Raw genomic sequence first — 21,087 nt, 5'->3', positions numbered from 1 at the left:
TTTAGTCATTAAGAAGGTTTTTTTATTTACAATTAGTATAAACATGAAATATCTTTTCGTAACTATAGTACTATTCCCCTTTTATACGTTTTCACAACTGTATGTTTCTCCAACCGGTCTATCGACTAATAGTGGTACCATTGGTAGTCCAACCACTTTACAAAATGCATTGAGTATAATTAGTCCGGGACAAACTATTTATATGCGAGGTGGTACCTATAATTTCAACAGTACTATTGTGATTGCCAGAACAAACAGTGGGACAGCCGGAAACCTTAAACGAATAGAAGCATATACTGATGAAATTCCAATTCTTAATTTTTCAGCTCAAGCAGAAGCAAGTGGGAACCGAGGTATTGTACTAGATGGTTTATATTGGTACATCAAAGGGATTACTATTAAAAGAGCCGGAGATAACGGCATGTTGCTTTCCGGAAATTACAATACAATAGATAATTGTGTTTTTGAAAAAAACAGAGATACCGGACTTCAAATAAGCAGATACAACAGTGCTTACACCACCATTAGTCAATGGCCATCTAATAACTTGATTTTGAATTGTGAAGCGTTTGACAACAAAGATGTTTTAGCTGAAAATGCTGATGGCTTTGCTGCTAAACTTACCTGCGGATCAGGCAATGTTTTTCGTGGTTGTATAGCTCACAATAACATTGATGACGGTTGGGATTTATTCACCAATACTACTACCGGAGCAATTGGAGTAGTATCGTTTGAAAACTGCATCGCATACAATAATGGAACACTGACAGACGGAACTACATCTGTTAATGGAGATAAAAACGGATTTAAACTTGGTGGAAGTGGTATCCCTGTTAATCACATTGTAAGACGCTGTATTGCTTTTGGTAATGGACAGCATGGATTTACCGATAACAATAATTTAGGGTCTATTGAAGTGTCAAATAATACTTCTTTCAACAATACCAATTCTAATTATAATTTTCGTGCAGGAGGAACCCACCAATTCAGGAATAATGTTTCTTATAATTCAGGAAGCAGTGATGTAACCACCGGGACTAATGTTGGCCTTTCTAATGTTTGGTTTGTAAATAATCTTAGTACTAACGGACGAACACCTGCTATAGTTTCCAGTGCTGCTGACTTCATCACTTTAACCCCTCCAGCGGTAATGAAGAACGCTGACGGAAGTCCAAATTTAGGTAATTTCCTTGCTTTAAACTTAAGTAGTGATTTTATAAATGCGGGAGTTACAACCACTGGAATTACATTTAATGGAAGTGCACCCGATTTAGGAGCCAGAGAAACAGGCACTTCTCTTGGAACTGCATTTCATGAAAGTCAAAATTTTGAAGCCAGGATATACCCGAATCCGACAACTAATAGTGCTATTCATTTGAATGTAATTTCTCCGGCAGCAATAGAAACTACCATTACATTATCCTCTATTAACGGACAGATTTTAGAAACATTGAAAAAAGAAATAGCTATAGGAGAAAATGAAATTGAAATCAATAATACACTATTTTCTGAAGGTTTATATTTTCTATCCATTCAATCTGATACCTTTAGTAAAACTTTAAAAGTTATAGTTAAATAAAAGTATACTAGTATACAAATAAAAAGCGGTCTCGTTTGTTAACGAGACCGCTTTTTATTTGCATTTGTATAAGTTCCTAATTATTGAACTACTACTTTAATCGATTTTTGACCTTCTTCCGATTTAACTTTTACAATGTAAACACCGGCAGTTAAAACATCAAAATTAGTATCTGATTCAGTAGTCATAGATTTAACTAAAGCTCCGGTTACTGAATATACTTCCACTTGAGTTTTTGATGCTATATTAGACAAATAAATTTCACGACCTCTTGTAAATGCTTTTACCGGTGATTCTGCTTGAAAATCATCATTAGATAAAACTGTATTTACAGTTGCTCCAACAACACTAACTTTATAAAGGTTACATGCGGCATCTGCATAAATATAATATCTACCGGCAGCAGTAGCATTAGCTGTTAAGATAACTAAATCTGCATTACCTCCTGAATTTGAAGCAGCAGAACCAACAGTAGCAGTTCCATCAGTAACATATACTGTTCTTACAGTACCGTTACTTCCTGTTTTAAACCATACTTTTACAGTACATGCACCATTTACATCAAAAAAGATATAACGTTGTGTTGGCATAGGTATGAAACCTCCGGCAGATGGATATCCTGCACCATTCAATTGAAATCTATTTACAGCTGTAAATCCATCTGAAAATGATGCGGCACTTGCATTGATTGAACCGAAGTTTACAATATCTGAAGATGCACTTGGGTCATTAGAAAATAATCCTAAATTATCTATTACGGCCTGAGTGTCTGCACCAATAGTTCCAACTCCGGAACCAGTTACAGGCCATGTTGCTGTATCATTTCCAAAATCCCATATTTTAGTCTGTGCATTTGTGATACTAGTAAAAAGCACCATCATTAAAGTAATTGAAAGTAATTTTGTTTTCATTTTAAAGAGTTTTTTGTTATTATTATTTATTTTTAAGTTAATTGTAATCGATTGCATAAAAGTAATATAATTTTTTGATTTCAAAAAAAATATCCTTTTTTTTTTAGCTTTATTGTAATTTATCCAGATACTTTGTCAATAATTGATTATAATAACCAGTTTTCGGCTTCAAAAATTTATTTTTAAAGAAGGTTTTACAGGTTTTATATATTTTCCTAACAAATTTAATTAATAAATAAACACTATGTGAAAATAATTTACTCATGTTATTTATTTTTAATGTTTGACAATGCTGATTTTGTTATTCAATTATATATTATTTAATAAACTTCAAATTGGTTGCTTTGTTATCTATTTCAATTTTACATATATAGAGCCCTTTTGGTAAGCTTTCCAAATTAAACTCAACTGTCTCATCAGATGAGATGTATTTTGAAGAACTAAAAACTTTTTGACCGCTCATAGAATAAATAACTATTTTCCCATTACCTGCAATATTGTTTAAGAAGTGTATTTTTAAAGTATCATCAACCAAATTAGAAGAAATAGTAATAGATGTATCAGAGCTAATTTCATTAATCCCCAAGGTACAATTACTTGGTGAAACTACTCCACCGGCAGTTACTTGTAACGTAGCTCCTGCTCCACATGTTGCATCCGTTAAAAAGGCTGAAACTTCATTAACAGGCATTTGCGTTGTTGTGTAAGTTGGAGTAGCAACTGTTCCAACATTACTTCCACCACTAAGACAATTCATATATTTAATTCCAACTGTTCCACCATCTGAGCTAACATAGCTGGTATATACAGATCCTATATTCGCAAAGTGTGTTTTTTCTACATAACAGGTAGAATTGTTTATTCCACCGCCTAAACCAATTGCTCTTGAACCAGATACGTTTGTACTATAATAGCAGTTGAGAATATGAAGCTCAGCATTTCTGGCTCTAGGCATTCTTTCTTTACATCCGTTTGCCCAATAACAATTTTTAAACGTAATGCTGTAATGTCCGTCTGCCGGAGCATCGTTAGAATCTGAACCAATAAGATTTGAAAAACGATGATCATTTGAACCTCCGGAACCTCCTGATATAGCAGGCTTTAAATAGGTAAATTTACACCAGGAAATTGTTACATTGTCAGCCATTCCTTTATTATCAAAATTACCATCAATTCCGTCCTGAAACTCACAATGGTCTACCCAAACATTTGTACCTTCATTGGTAAGATTATCTCTCCCATCAACATCATATGCCCCCGGACCTTCAAAAATAAGATTTCTTATAATTACGTTATTGGAACCCGGTTTTATATTAAGTATTCCCGAATTAGCAGCAGAAGTAGTTGAATTACCAACAGTTATCTGAGTATTTCTAAGTCTGGCTCCAGGCAATCCTATAATGGTTTTGTTGTTCAATGTTACACTAGTGTAAACACAGTCAATCGTTCCTGAAACCAAAATCACTGAATTGGCCGCCGATGTTGATTGAAGTGCATTTTTAAAAGTAGTGTAGGTGCTAACCGTTACCGGCGTTGTACTAGTGCCACCTGTTACTGCGGCTCCAAATCCTTCCGGAGTTGCCATATAATAATTTTGTCCAAACGCCTTTATCATTGTCAAAAAGAAAAAGGCAATAATTAATTTTTTACTCATTCTATTCATTTTATTGTGCTTTATTTTGTGTAACTTAAATAGTCTATTTATACAGAATTGTATACTATTAAAACGTTAATAATTTTACTGATTTTTGTCCATCTTCTGCATTTACATGCACTATCCACAAACCTTTACTTAAATTAAATTCAGTATCGGTATCGGTTTTGAATGACTTAACTAATGAACCATTCATAGCATAAACTGCTATACTTGTATTCGATTTCACATTTGAAATTACAACCGTATTTTTATAAGCATATACATTAACTTTAGAAGTTGGTTGAAAATCATTATTTCCTAATGCATCGTCCAAAATCAATTGCGGAAACGGATCCCAATTGTCTAATCCTTTGGTGAAATTAAATGTAGTGATTGGAGTTGCATCGTTCAACACCGGCGATGTTAAATAGGTTGCCCATGTAGCACGGCTTGGTCCATTATTTACTCCCGAAATTTCTGTTGTGCCATATTCATACATTCCACTTGAAGTACCTCCTAAAGTATTTTGCCACCCTAGCGGAACAATCAATGAATTACCAATGAATCCTGGGTAATTTGAAGTTTCAATTGTAGTATTGTAGAAAACAACTTCACTAGTATTAGCTTGCCATGGACGTCCAAAATAACCTGGTTTTGCGCGGTAAACAGAAGCTGTTTCTACCAAAGGCTCAGCCGAAGTAATGGTACATTCATACATTAAAAACCCTCTTCCGGTAGTTTGCTGTGCTGCTGTAATATAAGCTTGGTCATTGGATTGATCGCTTACATTCATACTCAATTTAGACTGATAAAAGACTACATCCATTCCTCCAAAAATATAATCTACTGCACCCATGTAGTCACCTTTATAAACCGCAACTCTTGAACCTGTTCCTCCAAAAAATGAATCTTGGCGTCCAACAACTCTACACTTATTCAAAATTACTTTTTGAATATTATTTTTTATTGCTATCGCAGCTGCTCTTTCTACCATTGTTCTGTTTTGTACATTAGTATTACCTACATTTGTAGGTCTCACTCCCGGGCTACCAACTGTCCATGCCAAAACGGTGTCTTGAGATTCTTTATTAGAAATATATTGGTTAAACGAATTTTCAAAAATAATTCCCTCAGCTTCAAAACCATCTGCACCAACTACTACAGTAGCATTCCAATAAGAACCATTAGTAGTTCCCGCTCCAACATTTTGATAAGATGCATATCCATTTGCTGTATTCACATTCAATACATCTTGGTGCCATTTTTGGTCTGAAGACATACTAAAATAGGTATATCCATGTCCGTAATACGAAGTAATTCTAACCGCATTGGCATCAATATTAACGCCTCCATTTAAAAGAGCAGTACTAGGTGTAGCGGAAGCATTTTTTAATTTAATTAAAGGTTGATTAATTACTAACATTTCTTCATAATTACCCGGATCAATCACTATAGTAACTCTATCTGTGCTAGTTCTTATCATATTTGAAACAGCATCTAAAGCAGCGTTAATGGTTTGATAATCTTTGCCAACTCCAACAGTTATTATTGGACTGTAAGGAACAATTCCTCCTATTTTTATTTCGGTAAAATAAGTTGTCCCTGCTATAGCAATATTGACAAATCCCGGAGAAGAACCTGTATAAGTATACTCAACACTATCAATAATTGAAGTTGATCCGGTTGAATTTATGGTACTTAAAGTTGCTCCTCCTTCAATTGAAAAATTGGCTGAGTAATAATAGTCAATTCTAATTTTCTCGCCAACGTTCACCGGAACCTGAATAGTTGAACCTGCTTGGGCAATTAAATGACCTTGACTGATTGAATTAGAAATATTCCCTGTAAAAAGCATTCCTTTATAAGAAGAATTTGCCGTTGTAATAACCCGATCATTAAACGACCAAACTGTTACCGGAACAAATGCCAATGTTTTTGAAACCGGAGAACCGTTAACTACTAAATTAGATGTTAACGACATATCAACCGGATAAGCATTTAAGCCACCATAGGTAACGGCATAAGTACCATTACGTAAAGCAATTCCAGTTAGGCCGGTGAAATTATAGACATAGCCACTTTCGTTTAAATTGGTGAATGTTAATTGCAAATTATTCTCCTGAGTCGTGGTCAAACCAGTAGTAGTAATTGTAATATTGTAAACTGGTTTTGGAGTAAAACTAATATCCGAAACTGTATTAGCTGCCGGAATAGTGATGGTATTCGAATCTAACAGATAATCATTAACCCCATTTGCTGTAATAGTATATTGAATGTTAGCCTCCAATAAAACCGTGTATGTTGAATTTACTGTATTAATAATTGGCACCGGAATGTAAATCGCACCACTTGAAGGAATAGCTGTATAGGTTAAACCTAAGTTTGATATTGCTGTTCCAAGACCCGCTATTGAACCGCTGACTTGATATAACGAAACCTGTAAAATCGTAATATCATGTGTGAAAGTCGGTGTGGTTACAGGTATTAAATTTAAAGTGGTGCCGTTGGAAATTATATAACCATTTGCATTCACTAAACTAATTTCATAAGTATATCCAATAGGCAAATTAACATTATAAGTACCATCCATATTCATGGTTGATGTCCATGATTTTCCGGCTAGATTTGTAAACACTACAGCATAATTTCCAGGAATTCCTGTAGCTTGTGAAACATCTATATTTCCCGACACGGTCGTATAGACTGCTGGTCTTCTCAATATTCTGTAAAAACTGGCTTTACCATCTGCGGAGTAAATTTTAAATGTACCCGCATTTTTGGCAACATACTTAACTTCGGTTACAGCACCACTGGCAAAAGTAGGTGCAACAAGATCAGTTTGTAAACTTGGGTTTGCTTCATTTACAAAGCTTAATGAGGCTGCGGCGTCTGTTCTTGATACAACAGTAACTTCGTCATCTTCATTAAGAACCATTCTCATAAACCTGTTTGTTGGTACTCCGGCTGAAAGATTTGGTGTACCGTTACAATAAACTCTACCTGTATGTGTAGTTACACTGGCAATATTTGCATCAAAACGGGTTAAATTGGTATTACTTGTTCGCAACCTGTCTCCCGAGTTTCCAACCCAAGACAAGGCTCCGGAAGTAAAACTAACGGGGAAATTGATAGCAGTGCTACCGGGTGTTACAGCACCATACCATGAGTTAATCACCGTTTCGTTCAACATATTATTATATGTTCCGGAATTTAACTGTACCGCTCCAAAATCCCAAACATCTGTAGTTTGAGCATGAAGAGATGACATTGAAAGTAACAACGTAAAAAAGAGTAACTTGATTTTCAATTTCATAATATTTTTTTTAATTTATAATGATACATATTTTTTTTGTAATCGATTGCATTGTAGCAAGATTTTATCAAAAGTTTTGTTTCAATTCTATTTAATCTTGCTTTTCCAATCTTGATATTTCTTTAAAACTTCTCTTGGTTCACTGGCATACCACCCGTAACCATTTCTTCGCTCGTATCCAATTTCTGCCAATGTTGCCTTTTTCACACCATCACGATCACAAAAAAATGGTTTATTATTATCCAATTCCATAAATCTGGCCCAAAGTGGTTCAGCATCTGGACTTTCTACAACTGTTCTATCCGTTTTATCTCCATCTCCGGTTGGTACATTTTCGATTTTAATTCCTGTTATTTTCGTTTTTTCAAACCAGAGAACAGCAGCTTCTACAGCATCTACAATTTCTTTAGACGGATTTTCTATTGACATTAAAAGCAAGGTGATTTTTGCAGATTCCTTTCCACTTAAAGATGCTAATTCAAACGCTCTGGCATCAGCAGGAAGTAATGTAACCTCATCATGTTGTGCGCACCAACTGGTAAGTACTCCTTTTTGTTTGTATTGTGTTTTTAAAATGCAATCAATTCCTTTATCAAAAGCGGTTTGTGCCATGGATACTATTTCTGCAGGGGGTACAATTGAATAATAGTTTGAGTTATCTTTAATTTCTTTAAATAATTTCAGCACATTGACCATTGCATCATCATTATAAGTGATGTGCTTGGCATAGCCTTTTTTCAATGGGAAGAATTGAGGAAAACCTCCATTAGCATATTGAGCAGAAATCAAATACATCAATCCTCTAAAAAAGGCATTTTTGTATTTTTCATTCGGTTGCTGTTTGTTTATTTTAGATAAAAAAAGCATTTCCTGAACCGTAGCTCCGTTATCAATAGTACATCCATTAGGATCGGATTTCAATTCTAAAAGCTGCTTCTTTTCAGCTTGTGATAATTGGTTTTGCATTTGGGTATTTTTTGGCCAACCTCCAAAATCGCGTTGGTACAATAGGACGTTTTCGGCTACCTTTTGTGCTTCTTCAGTTGCGTACCAATTATCATCTTTGGATACTATGAATTTGTTCCAATCTGTTATCTTAGAATGTTCTTGATCTTCCGTTTTTTTATACTGTGCTGCCGATTTACAGGAAACAGTAAAAAACATTAGTATCAAAATAGTCGCTATTTTTTTCATCTTTTATATCTTACTGATTTAGCTATTAAATCTTATCCAATCCAGCTTACAATTTCCTGCGTTATTAATGAATCCGTTACGCAACGCTACAAATCCTAATTTAGCTCCAATCCATTTGCCTTCTCTAGCTTTAAAAGGAATTCCGATTGATTTAAAATCGGTTCCATCTTCACTATAAAAAAAAGTACACATTCCGTCACCAAGAGATTTAATCTGCAGGTAGACAATGTTACTTTTTAACAAAACCGAAGCAGCTTCACTTTCTGCTTGATTTTTATCTGCATTTAAGCATATCATCTGAGACAAATACAACTTATTCTCTGTTTGTTTTATCCTTAACATGCAGTAATCCAACCCCATTACCAATAACCCTGCCTCTTCTTCATCAAAATTAAAATTCACAATCAATTTTGTTGTAGCTGTGAACTCTTCGGATGGAAATTTTTGCAAAAGTAAATTCGGCACATCAAAAAGATTAACTGCTTTTTTTGGTTTCGGAATACAATTTAGCATATAATACCCGTAGCTGCTTGGAAAACCCCAGTTTATTTGAGGATTCGCATGCCATTGCCATTGTAAGTCTAAAATAGGCTTGTTAAATTCATCAGATTCTTTTTGATAAACAACCGGATACGATTTGCCAACATTTGGTTTCTTATGATTTAAAACAGGCTCACCGATTCCATCACCATTAGTATCTATTCCGATAACAGGCCAATCGTTTACCCATTTCATTGGCTGCAGATGCACAACTCTTCCTATTATACCTTTGTCCTGAAAATGAATAAACCAATCTTCGCCCGATTTAGTTTGAATCCACGCACCTTGATGCGGTCCATTTACATTTGATGTTCCCTGCTCTAAAACTTTTTTATTTTCATACGGACCATAAATATTTTTGGCTCTGAAAACCGTTTGCCAACCTGTAGCTACACCGCCAGCCGGAGCAAAAATATAATAGTAACCATTTCTTTTGTAAATCTTTGGGCCTTCTAATGTAGGTTCATCCTGATGACCATCAAATAGAAGCACTTCATCATTATTGGTCATAGTTCCTTCAGCATTCATGGTGCATCCAACCAATATGCTTTTGATTCCGGCTCGGCTTCCTGCAAAAGCATAAACTAAATACGTGTTTCCGTCATCATCCCAGAGTGGTGTTGGATCAATCAACCCTTTTCCTTTTTTTACCAAAATTGGTTCCGACCATTGTCCTTCTGCTTTTTTGGATTTAATCATATAAATTCCATAATCAGGGTCAGGATAATAGATATAGAATTCTTTGTTATGGTATCGGATGCATGGTGCCCAAACTCCTTTTCCGTGCTGTGCTTTATTATAAAAGGATACTGGCTTTTGCTTTTTTAATCCGTAATTAATCAGTTTCCAGTTCACCAAATCATTAGATTCAAGAATTGGCAAACCCGGAATACAATTGAAAGACGAAGCTGTCATATAAAATTTATCTCCAACTCGAATCACATCAGGATCGGAATAATCAGTATTTAAAATTGGATTGGTATATGTTCCGTCTCCTTTATCCGAAACCCATATTGATTTAGAAAATGAATCTCCACGCTCTTGTCCAAAAAGGAAAGAGGTAAAAAAGAAGCATAAAAAATATATACTATTCATTTTCATCAGCTACAAAATCTATTTATTCAATTCTAAAGCGGCCAGAATAAAAGAACCGGTTGCTTTAGGATCGTTATCTTTTTTTCGTTCATTCACATAATAGGAATAAGAACCATCTCTATAAGGTTTTCCACCAAGTCCTGCTACAGCGCATGCCTGAGTGATTGTAATCTCACCATCGGCATCTGTTTTTATTAATTGTTTTGTTAATCCTTTGAAAGCTTTGCACGCAATTTTTTTAAATTTTTTTGGTAGATATCCCTTGTTGGCTCCTTTTGCTAGAGCATAAGCAAACATTGATGAACCTGAAGATTCCAGATAATTCCCTTCGCTTCCTCCTTTATCAGTTACCTGATACCAGAGTCCGGATTTGTCCTGAACTTTTGCTATGGCATTGGCAATATTATTTAAATAGCTAATTAATTCATTTCGCTTTGGGTGCTCTTTTGGAAAATAATCTAACACATCAACCAATGCCATCATATACCATCCGATTGAGCGTGACCAAAAATTTGGAGAACAGCCCGTTTCTTTATCTGCCCATGGCATTTCCTTGCTTTCATCCCAGCCATGATATAACAAACCTGTCTTTTTATCGGTGGCATGCAGCTGAATTAATTCAAACTGTTTGGCAATATCATCAAGGTTTGCTCCATTTTCGTATGTCACAGTATATTGTGCATAAAATGGTTCTCCCATATATAATCCATCGAGCCACATTTGGTTTGGGTACACTTTTTTATGCCAAAATCCACCACTTGGTGTTCTTGGTTGTTCCTGCAGTTGTTTTCTTAGGAGCTGTAATACGTTTAAATATCTTGAATCTTTAGTCGTATCGTATAGGTTAAAAAGGATTCTTCCTGCAGTAACCATGTCAATATTATAAGTGTCGAATTTATATGATTTGATTACGCCATCATTATCGATGGTAGCATCTGCATACCCTTTTATATAGTCGTAATACTTTTTATCGTTAGTCTTTTTGTACAATTTCTCTATCGAAGTCAAAACTAGACCGTGAACATAATCCCATTTAGGTTCTTTTTTTTCATCTATTTGGTAAGCTTCAGGATAGCGTTTCATTTCGGACAAAGCCATTCTTTCTGACCATTTTAAATTAGTCGGAATATTTGAAACCGTTTTATTTTGGGCTACAACATTGAGTCCAATAAAAACCATTACAACATTTAAAGCTATTCTTATTTTAAAAAAAGACATTTTATTTTTCATAATTTAAAATCAATACCATATAAGAAATCTCAAAAAAAATCATTAAAAAAGTAAGGCTCATCTATAAATGAGCCTTACTAAAAACTTACTTATTTTCTAGTAGCCGTAATCATTTACTAAAAGACCATTGCTACCATCAAGGAATACCTGCCATATTGGCCAGAACTGTCTGTTATCAGGATCTGCTCCTGCTTTTACAAGACCATTTATCTTGGTGTCTGACAAATTATTCCAACTAAAAGAGGTGTATCCTGCTCCCGGATCAGTAGTTTCACCGTGATTTAAACCATAAATAATTAATGATACATTATCTGTATTATATTTAAAATATAAGGTTGTTGCCACATCTGCATATTCTCCGGTTCGTTGTTGTAATCTGAACATTTTTGCTTTGGCATCTGTTAATTTTGCTCCTAATAAATTCCAACGTATAAGCGCTTGTTTACGTTCCATTTCACCTGTAAATTCAAACTTATGCTCTTCAACAATGGCATTAAACATAGCTTCTTTGCTGCCTAATGCATCTACATAAGCATCAACTTTCACAGCATGATTTGCAGGTGCAAAAGCTCTTCTGCGAATTTCTTTTAAATATGGTGCTGCAGCTGCAGGACCATTTAACTCATTAGCAGCTTCTGCCGCCATTAAAAGCACTTCAGCATAACGCATGTATATTTTATTAACTCCATCATCATTAGTTGAAATTACTCTACGAGTCATCCATTCGTAACGGTATTTACCAAAATACCATCTATTAATACCAACTAATGTTTGTTTTGCTGTAGGAAAGCCATTTGTTAATACCGTATTACTTGCTGTGCCATATCTGTAAGGAACACAGGTAACATCTCTGCGGCTATCCGCTACGTCATAATCATAAAAGATATGAGGAAGCGGACCTGCAACCCCACCTCTATTAGAACCATTAGCCTGGAACTGATCAATACTAGTGTGGTTTACAGCAAAAGTGAAAAGCATTCTTCCTCTACCGGCTCCAAAAGGCAATTCCCAAAGTGACTCACCACCGGCAGCGGTATTTTCCTGATTGTATTTTCTCCAGAATGTTTCAAAAGATGGCTCTAAATGTGCTGTACCGCTTTGAATAACATCATTACATTCACTTAATGCTAAAGCATACATGTTAGCAACAGAAAGATCAGTGTCAGTACTTCTTCTTATTCCATCTGGATATTGTTGGTATCCGCTGGCAACCATTGCCAGTCTTGCGCGTAGTCCTTTTACAAATGCTTTATTAATTCTTTGTACATTTGTAGTAGCAGCATTTCCATTAGGCCATGGTACTAAAGTTGAGGCTTCACCAAGATCTTGAATTAATTGTTTATAAATTATATCTCTACTTGATTTTCCTAAAAATATAGTTTGTGAGTTGGTAGGTTCAAAACGAGCTGGTACGTCACCCCAGGCTTTTACTAAATCAGCATAATAAATAGCTCTTAAAGTTAAAGCTTCTCCAAGTAAATATCCCATTTCATTTCCTGGAGCTGGGTTACCATAATTACGAATACCTCGAATACAAAGATTGGCACGCTCAATTCCCTGATACATCATTGACCAGGCATTGTTAGCGGTATTCATCTCAACATTATTAGGCTTAGCATCGTAAACACAAAGATCGGCCTTATCACCTGCTGTTTCGGATGAATTGTACCATTCTGAATCGGTATTAAAACCATACCAAGGGAGGAAACGTCCTCTGTATGAATTGGTTTCTCCAAATGGTATTTTAATTCCGTCTATAGCACCTTTAGTCAAATCCAAGTTTGAAAAAATAACAGACTCCTCCAAACTTGATACTGCTTGAGATTCTAGGGCATCATCAAAATTATTACAAGAAGAAAACAGCCCTGTTATAAATATCCCTGTTATTATTACTATTTTTTTCATTTTAAAATAAATTATTTAATTAAAAATTAAGGTTTAAACCAAAAACATATTGTCTACTACGAGGATATGGAGATGAATCCACTCCAGGAGTGAAAGGTGTATTTCTTCTTGTAGATACCTCTGGGTCAAGACCTGAATAGTTGGTAAGAACAAAAACATTATTAGCCGTCACATAAAATCTCAATTTAGAGATTGATATTTTAGATATAAGATCTTTAGGAAGTGAGTATCCAAGTGTTAACGTGTTTAATCTTAAGAAAGAAGCATCTTCAACAGCCCAATCAGAAAACACGTAACGGCTCTGATATGGTGACCACATTGATGTATTAGCATTAAGTGCAGCGAGTGCTGTCGGATCAGTTACTACTAGTCCAGAAGTTGGATCTGTATTTGTCCATCTGTTTCCTCCAGCCATTTCTGCAGACAGGTTTCTATATTGTCCAGTATCATTATTTGAAATCGCTGTAGTGTATTCAATCTTACTTGCATTATACACATCGTTTCCGTAGCTCCAGTTGAACGCTGCTGACAAATCAAATCCATAGGCATTGGCATTGATTACAAAACCTCCAGTGTGAACCGGATTAGCATCTCCAATAACAGTTTGATCATCTGCATTTATTACCCCATCTCCATTAAGGTCTTTTAATTTCATAGTTCCGGGAACAACAGTTCCAAAAATTCCATCAGCATTAGCAACACCAGGTTTCAAAACAGGCGAACCGCTCGTATAATCAAAATCTGACACTTCGTAACGACCATCGCTTCTATATCCTTTCATCAACCCTAATGGATTACCAACTTTAACCACATAGTCGGTTCCTATAGCTGTTGAAGCCCAACCACTTGACCATTCAAAATCATCTAATTCTCCAAGGGAATTAATTCTGTTTTTATTGAAACTAATATTGAAACCAAAACTTAATCCGTAATTTTTCTTTTGTATTGCAGTTACATTTAAAGAAGTTTCTACACCGGTATTTTGATTTTCTCCCATATTTCTATACTGAAAATTGTAACCAGCTCCTGAAATAGGAAAAGAAAGAAGTAAATCTTTAGTAATGTTTTTATATAATTCAAAAGAACCACTAACACGACCTTTAAACAATTCATAATCAAGTCCAACATTTTGTGTTATTACAGTTTCCCATTTCAAATCCGGGTTTGCTAAATATTGGGATGCTGCCCAAAAGTTAGTTACTCCATCTATCCAAGCAGATGTTGACGATTGGTATGTTTGTATCGTTTGACCTGTTGGAATATTATTATTACCTGCCTGACCATAACTTACTCTAAGTTTTAATAAGTCTAACCATTTTACGTTTTTCAAAAATTTCTCTTCGGTCAGTTTCCATGCTCCTGCTGCTGACGGGAAATAGCCCCAACGGTTATCTCCTAAAAATTTACTGGAACCGTCTGCACGCATAGTTGCTGTAAATATGTATCGATCTTTAAAATCATAATTTACACGTCCAAAAAAGGATAGTAACTTATCTTCCTGACTAACAAAATTATCTACACTAAACGGTTTTCCTTGAGAAGAAAGATTCATAGCATCATCAAAAGTAAAGGCCTGTGGAAAAGCATGAATGGTATTTGTTAAGTTAGTAACATTATAATTTATAGACTCCTCACCTAAAAGTATTTTTAATTTATGACCTTTGCCTAATGTCTTTTTAAAATCATAATTTATTGTATTTGCATTTCTAAACCTCACTTCTTTACGTCCGCGCATAATAAGTGCTGCTAATCCTTGGTTCTCAGGTAGAGGAATGTTTCTAACATAATAAGTAGACCTACCATAAAAACGATTATCATTATAAAAATAATTATCAAGACCTAATTCCGTTTTAAACTGAATATTATCAGTAATTTTCCATGAGAAACTACCCAAAGTGTTATAATTTTTTCTGGTTTGTAAACGATCATTATCTGCTACAGCCACAAGTGGATTGATAAGATAGGTAGAAATAGCCTCATCGGTATTGTCTGTAGTTACACCTGCTAGTGGAAATGGAGCATATCCAACTGCATGTCTCAAACGAGAATCTTGAGAAGAAACTTCATTTTGCTCATTTGCTCCTCCACCTGTTATTTCTGTGTTTGAGTACCGCATAGTGAATGATAAATCAATTTTATCATTAGCCTTACTTCTTAAATTTAAGGATAAGTTATCTCTATCAAAAGTTGAACCCAGCATAATGGTTTTTTCATTATACTTTGTATAATTAAAATTGTAATTTAATTTATCTGAACCTCCTCTAATACCTAAATCATTGTTTTGCACAACACCTGTTTGTCCATAAATTTCTTTTTGCCAATTTGTAGCCTTTACACCTTCATATTGAGTTGGTGACCATGCTCCACCGAATGGGTCTTCATAAGATGGGATATCATTTGTGAGTTGAGCATACTCATATTGCCAATTGGCAAAGTCCTGAGGATTCAGCACTGAAATAGTGTTAGCTATTTTTTTAGTTGCAAAAAATGAATTATAACTCACTGTAACTTTACCCCCGTCTTTACCACCTTTTTTGGTGGTTATGATAATTACACCATATGCACCTCTAGCTCCATAAATAGCAGTAGATGACGCATCTTTTAAAACAGAAATATTTTCAATATCAGATGGTGAAATATCATTAATACTATTAACCGGAAATCCATCAACAATTAGCAATGGTGAACTATCCTGTGATATAGAACCACCACCTCTAACTTTTAAGCTTATATTTGCATCCGGCGATCCTTCTGTAGAAGCAACCTGCAAACCTGCAACACGACCTGTTAAAGTTTCTGCTACACTCGCTGTTGCCATTTTTTTAAGATCCTCTCCAGAAACAGAAACTACAGAACCTGTCAAATCCGATTTCTTGGAAGTACCATATCCGATTACAACAACTTCATCCAGTTTGTTAGTTGCACTATTTAAAACAACATTTACTTGTTTTTTTGTACCTACTTTCACTGTTTGTGTTTCATATCCGATATAAGTAAAAACCAATTCGCTTTTTGCTCCGGCAACTTTTATTGTGAACTTTCCATCAAAATCACTGCTAACGGCATTTTTTGTTCCCTGTTCACTAATGGTTACTCCAGGTAAAGTTAAACCTCCCGCATCTATAATTACCCCTGTAACTGTAATATCACCTTGAGCCATAACCTGAGAACTCATGAATAGCATTAGGATAATAGTCATTGCAAAACGATATTTTGCGGCTTTGTTATAAAAACATTTTATACTCATAATAATTATTGGTTTATTTAAATTTTATTTTGGTTGTTCAATCAGAATTCCGTTTATTTTAGTGTTTATAAATTGCAAATTTTCAACATTTTCAACTGTGTATTTGGAGCCTATTTTATCAATTGTAACGTTCTTTAATATAATATTTTTTATTGGTGATTCAGCATGCCCTTTTGCCAAAATCCCATATTTACCACCATTCTTTACAGTAATATTTTCTAAAAATATATTCTGAACTTTTGGCATATAATTTCCTGTTTGATTTCCGTGAATAGAATAAAATAAATCTATTCCCAGTACAGACTCTTTTACCTGTCCGATTCTTAAGTTTCTGACGCACACATTTTCAACAAATCCGCCTCTGCGTGTATTTGATTTGATTCTGATAGCCCGGTCTAGTTCAGGGCTGTCCATATCACAATTCTCTACATATACATTTCTTACGCCTGCCGAAATTTCACTACCCATTGTTACACCGCCGTGACCATCAAACATTTTACAATTTTGTACAACTATATTTTCACTTGGAATACCGACTCTTCTTCCATCTGTATCCCTGCCTGATTTTATGGCTATACAATCATCACCTGTATTAAAACTGCAATTACGAATGATAACGTTTTTAGAATATTCAGGATCACAACCGTCATTATTTGGACCATGACTGATAATATTGACACCATCAACTATAACATTCACTGATTTTATAGGATGAATAATCCAAAATGGAGCATTAACAATTTTAATATCTTTCAGCATCACATTTTTACAGTCAAAAAATTCAATAAAATTTGGTCTCAAATAATATCCATCTCCGAACAGACGATCAGCAACCGGAACACCACTTTCCCCCATATCCATTAATCGTTTAACGTTTTGAATCGGGTCACCTTTTTTCCATCCGTAATCAGCTTTCCCACACCATGACCACCAATTTCCATTTGCGGCCTGACCGTTTATAGTTCCTTTCCCCGTAACTGCTACATTGCTTTTTTGGTATGCATAAATCAAAGGAGAATAATTCATTAACTCTATACCTTCAAAAGAGGTATGCACTATTGGATAATCTTTTGTATTTGTACTAAACAAAAGTTCAGCTCCTTCTTCCAAATGAAGATTTACGTTACTCTGTAAATGAATTGGACCGGTAAAATATTTTCCGGGACTAACCTTAACAATTCCGCCTCCATTAGCAGAACAATTTTCAATAGCTTTCTTAAAAACTTGTGTATTATCAAAAACACCATCTGCTACAGCACCAAAATCAGAGATCAAATAAGTTTTATTTTGAAAAACAGGCTCCTTAACACTATTCACAATGTCCTGCATTTTATTCCAGTTAACTACATTAGTCGTTGATTTATCCTGTTTTGTAGCACACGAAAAAAACAATACTGAAAGTAAAGAAAAAGCGATGGTAATCTTAAGAATATTCTGTCTTGACATTTGATTTATGTTAACTAATTTGCATCGATACCTGTTCTTTTTTAACTACAAAATGCAACTAGTGCAATCGATTACACAAACGTAAATATTAATTTTCAGTTTACCAAAAAAATATAGTTAAAAAACAATAAATATAAAAAATCCGTGAAATTTTTATATATATCCTAATATTCCAGCTAATTTAAGAAAAAATTAAATATTAACCGTACAAAATCAAATTCAAAAACCATTAACTAATAATAATTTGTGCAATCGATAGCACAAAATTATGTTTATAAATAAATTTTGCTACTTTTACCTTCATAAAAGCACTTTATAATGAGTCCGAAAGCAACAATTTACGACATAGCCAAAGAATTAAACATATCTGCCGCTACTGTTTCAAGAGCATTAAACAACAATCCAAAAATCAGTAAAAGCACTTGTGATCTTGTTATGGCCACTGCCACCAAGATGAATTACAAACAGAATAAATTGGCTCAAGCACTAAAAAGCGGAAAAAGCCATAATATTGGTGTTATTGTTCCACGTATTAACACTAATTTCTTTGCTTCTGTCATTCGTGGAATTGAAGAAGAGTTGTATTCTCATAAATATAATGTAATCATTTGTCAAACACATGAAGATGAGAAAAGAGAAATAGAGAACATTAATATGCTGTTAAACGCTCAAGTTGATGGTATTTTAATGTCTGTTTCTAATATGGCTTCTGAAAATGACCGTGTGATTGAAAAAGCACTTGAGAAGAAAGTCCCTGTAGTGTTTTTTGACCGTAAAAAAAATATTGAAGGAGTAAGTACTGTTACAATTAACGATTTTGGAGCTGCTTATACAACAACAAAACATATTATAGAGCAAGGATGTTCTAAAATTGCCTATCTAACCGGTGATCGTTCTTTAGAAATTTATGAAAATCGTTTTAATGGCTATAAACAAGCACTTTTAGATAATGGCATTGAATTTACTGATGAATATGTGATAAAAATTAAAAGTAGTGTTGAAGCCGGACATTCAGCTGCAAAGAAATTATTAAAGCTAAAGGTTAAACCTGACGCAATATTTTCGGCTTCAGATTTTGCTGCATTAGGAGCCATAAAAGAGCTTAAACAACAAGGTTATAAAATTCCTGAAGATTTTTGTGTTGTTGGTTTTGGAAACGAGCCCTTTACCGAATTTATGGAATTATCCATTTCATCTGTAGATCAATGCAGTGTGGAAATGGGCAAAGTAGCCGCACAAGTCTTTTTAGAACAAGTGAAAAACAAAGACAGTAAAATTGAAAAAAAGGTAGTTTTAAATGGTGAATTATTAATTCGAAATTCATCTTCAAAAATAAAATCATAAAAAAAAAGAGTGAATTAAATTCACTCTTTTTTTTTATAATGATACTCCTCTTTTCCAAGGAATAAATACATCTTGTTTCAGTTGATCTGCTTTTGTTTCTACATTTCCGCTTGCTAATTCTATAATATAATCTACTATTTCAGCTCCTACTTCAGCAATGGTTTTCTCCCCCGTAATCACGGTTCCGGCATTTACATCGATAATATCTGACATTCTATTAATTAGTGCCGAATTAGACGAAATTTTAACCACAGGTGCAATCGGATTCCCCATTGGATTTCCTAAACCTGTAGTAAATAAAACAACCGTTGACCCTGCTCCTACCAATCCAGTGGTACATTCGGCATCATTACCTGGTGTATTCAAAAGATTTAAACCTGGTTTTGAAATATATTCTCCGTAATCTAAAACATCTACAACAGGAGAAGTTCCGCCTTTTTTAGCTGCACCAGCCGATTTCATCGCATCGGTAATTAATCCGTCTTTAATATTTCCCGGTGACGGATTCATATCAAATCCTGAACCTGCATCGACAACCGATTTCTCAAAAGCTTTCATTAAAGTTAAAAACTTATTGGCTTTTTCTTCATCAACACATCTGTCCATCAATTCTTGCTCAACACCACAAAGTTCCGGAAACTCAGCCAAAATGGTTTTCCCACCCAAAGCGGCAAAAATATCTGAAACCACGCCTAAAGCAGGGTTTGCTGATATCCCTGAAAATCCGTCAGATCCACCACACTCTAAACCAATGTTTAGTTTTGAAAGCGGTGCAGGTTGACGTTTAATTTGGTTGGCTCTTTTAATTGCCTCATAAGAATCTTTAATCACCATTTGGAACATTTGATCGGTAGTACCGATTTGTTGTTGCTCATAAATCAAAATTTCTTTATCACTATTAGGATTTATTTCCTTTAACGCCTTTTTAAATATATCTATTTGTAAATTTTGGCATCCCAAACTTAAAACTGTAGCACCTGCAACATTCGGATTGTTCACATAGCCTGCAAGCAGTTTCGCCAACAGTTCTGAATCCTGTCGGATTCCACCACAACCACCTTGATGATTTATAAATTTTACTTCGATATTATCTAAAAGATTTTCATTTGGGTTTTTCTCTGCTACTTCTTCGACGCTTTTTTCTTCAATTAAAGAGCGTAATAAATTTTTATACGAAACATCTTTTTTGGGCATCAATTCGTTTTCGAAAATCTCTTTTAGCTTCTCAATATTTTTATTTTCACAAAAAACCAATGGAAAAAACAACCAAACATTTTTAGTTCCCACTTGTCCGTCCGAACGATGATATCCGTTGAACGTTTTGTCTTTCCATCGATCTACATTTGGAGGAGTCCAGCCTAAATTACTTTTTTTACCAAAAACTTCTTCACTTTTATGTTTTACATTTTCGGTAGTAATTACTTCTCCTTTTTTTATAGCCTGTGAAGCTTTCCCCACCAAAACACCATACATTATAATGTCATCGCCAATTGCAAAATCAGTCTCTGCTATTTTATGTTTGGCTTTGACATCAGTCGTTGGTACAACTGTAGTTCCCTCAAAAGCAATTTGTTCACCTCCTACCAAATCGGTCAAGGCCACAATTACATTATCGGCTGGGTTTACTTTTATTAATTTCTTTTGCAT

The 21,087-nt window shown here is 34.7% G+C and carries 12 protein-coding genes; 2 read left to right on the top strand and 10 right to left on the bottom strand.

From position 1 onward, the window contains the following. Positions 1-43 precede the first annotated feature (43 nt). Complete coding sequence (locus L1S35_RS10485) at positions 44-1,579, top strand: right-handed parallel beta-helix repeat-containing protein (protein ID WP_236400418.1); 1,536 nt, start codon at positions 44-46, stop codon at positions 1,577-1,579. Between the two features lie 80 nt (positions 1,580-1,659). On the opposite strand, the gene L1S35_RS10480 is transcribed toward L1S35_RS10485, so the two are convergent. The 9 genes from L1S35_RS10480 to L1S35_RS10440 all read right to left on the bottom strand — a co-directional run bounded on the left by L1S35_RS10480 (position 1,660) and on the right by L1S35_RS10440 (position 18,096). Then, a complete protein-coding gene (locus L1S35_RS10480; protein ID WP_236400415.1) occupies positions 1,660-2,490 on the bottom strand; it encodes a T9SS type A sorting domain-containing protein in 831 nt (276 codons plus the stop codon). Between the two features lie 316 nt (positions 2,491-2,806). After that, positions 2,807-4,144 (bottom strand): T9SS type A sorting domain-containing protein, encoded by a 1,338-nt coding sequence (locus tag L1S35_RS10475; protein WP_236400413.1) that lies wholly within the window; start codon positions 4,142-4,144, stop codon positions 2,807-2,809. Positions 4,145-4,211: 67 nt separating this feature from the next. Further along, positions 4,212-7,439 (bottom strand): pectinesterase family protein, encoded by a 3,228-nt coding sequence (locus tag L1S35_RS10470; protein WP_236400410.1) that lies wholly within the window; start codon positions 7,437-7,439, stop codon positions 4,212-4,214. A gap of 87 nt (positions 7,440-7,526) precedes the next feature. Further along, positions 7,527-8,633 carry a pectate lyase gene (gene pelA, locus L1S35_RS10465; protein WP_236400408.1) on the bottom strand — a complete coding sequence of 369 codons (1,107 nt, stop codon included), beginning with the start codon at positions 8,631-8,633 and terminating at the stop codon, positions 7,527-7,529. 18 nt (positions 8,634-8,651) lie between these two features. After that, positions 8,652-10,268, bottom strand: a complete 1,617-nt coding sequence (locus L1S35_RS10460; protein ID WP_236400406.1) for a glycoside hydrolase family 43 protein — start codon at positions 10,266-10,268, stop codon at positions 8,652-8,654. A gap of 18 nt (positions 10,269-10,286) precedes the next feature. Next, positions 10,287-11,498 (bottom strand): glycoside hydrolase family 88/105 protein, encoded by a 1,212-nt coding sequence (locus tag L1S35_RS10455; protein WP_236400404.1) that lies wholly within the window; start codon positions 11,496-11,498, stop codon positions 10,287-10,289. A gap of 96 nt (positions 11,499-11,594) precedes the next feature. Then, on the bottom strand, positions 11,595-13,277 hold the full coding sequence (locus L1S35_RS10450) for a RagB/SusD family nutrient uptake outer membrane protein (protein ID WP_370641065.1): 1,683 nt from the start codon (positions 13,275-13,277) through the stop codon (positions 11,595-11,597). A gap of 145 nt (positions 13,278-13,422) precedes the next feature. Then, positions 13,423-16,650, bottom strand: a complete 3,228-nt coding sequence (locus L1S35_RS10445; protein ID WP_236400401.1) for a SusC/RagA family TonB-linked outer membrane protein — start codon at positions 16,648-16,650, stop codon at positions 13,423-13,425. 24 nt (positions 16,651-16,674) lie between these two features. After that, positions 16,675-18,096, bottom strand: coding sequence for a glycoside hydrolase family 28 protein (locus L1S35_RS10440; RefSeq protein ID WP_236400399.1), 1,422 nt, complete (start codon positions 18,094-18,096; stop codon positions 16,675-16,677). Positions 18,097-18,414: 318 nt separating this feature from the next. Here L1S35_RS10440 and L1S35_RS10435 point away from each other — a divergent pair, with 318 nt between their 5' ends. After that, positions 18,415-19,440: a LacI family DNA-binding transcriptional regulator gene (locus tag L1S35_RS10435; protein ID WP_236400396.1), complete on the top strand. Its 1,026-nt coding sequence runs from the start codon at positions 18,415-18,417 to the stop codon at positions 19,438-19,440. 33 nt (positions 19,441-19,473) lie between these two features. Here the strand turns inward: L1S35_RS10435 and L1S35_RS10430 are convergent, their stop codons facing one another. Next, positions 19,474-21,087 (bottom strand): UxaA family hydrolase, encoded by a 1,614-nt coding sequence (locus L1S35_RS10430; protein ID WP_236400394.1) that lies wholly within the window; start codon positions 21,085-21,087, stop codon positions 19,474-19,476.

The sequence above is a fragment of the Flavobacterium anseongense genome, assembly GCF_021608185.1.
In the GTDB taxonomy this organism is placed as follows: domain Bacteria; phylum Bacteroidota; class Bacteroidia; order Flavobacteriales; family Flavobacteriaceae; genus Flavobacterium; species Flavobacterium anseongense.
Note: the sequence above shows the minus strand (reverse complement) of the source record. Positions and strands in the feature narration are given on the sequence as shown.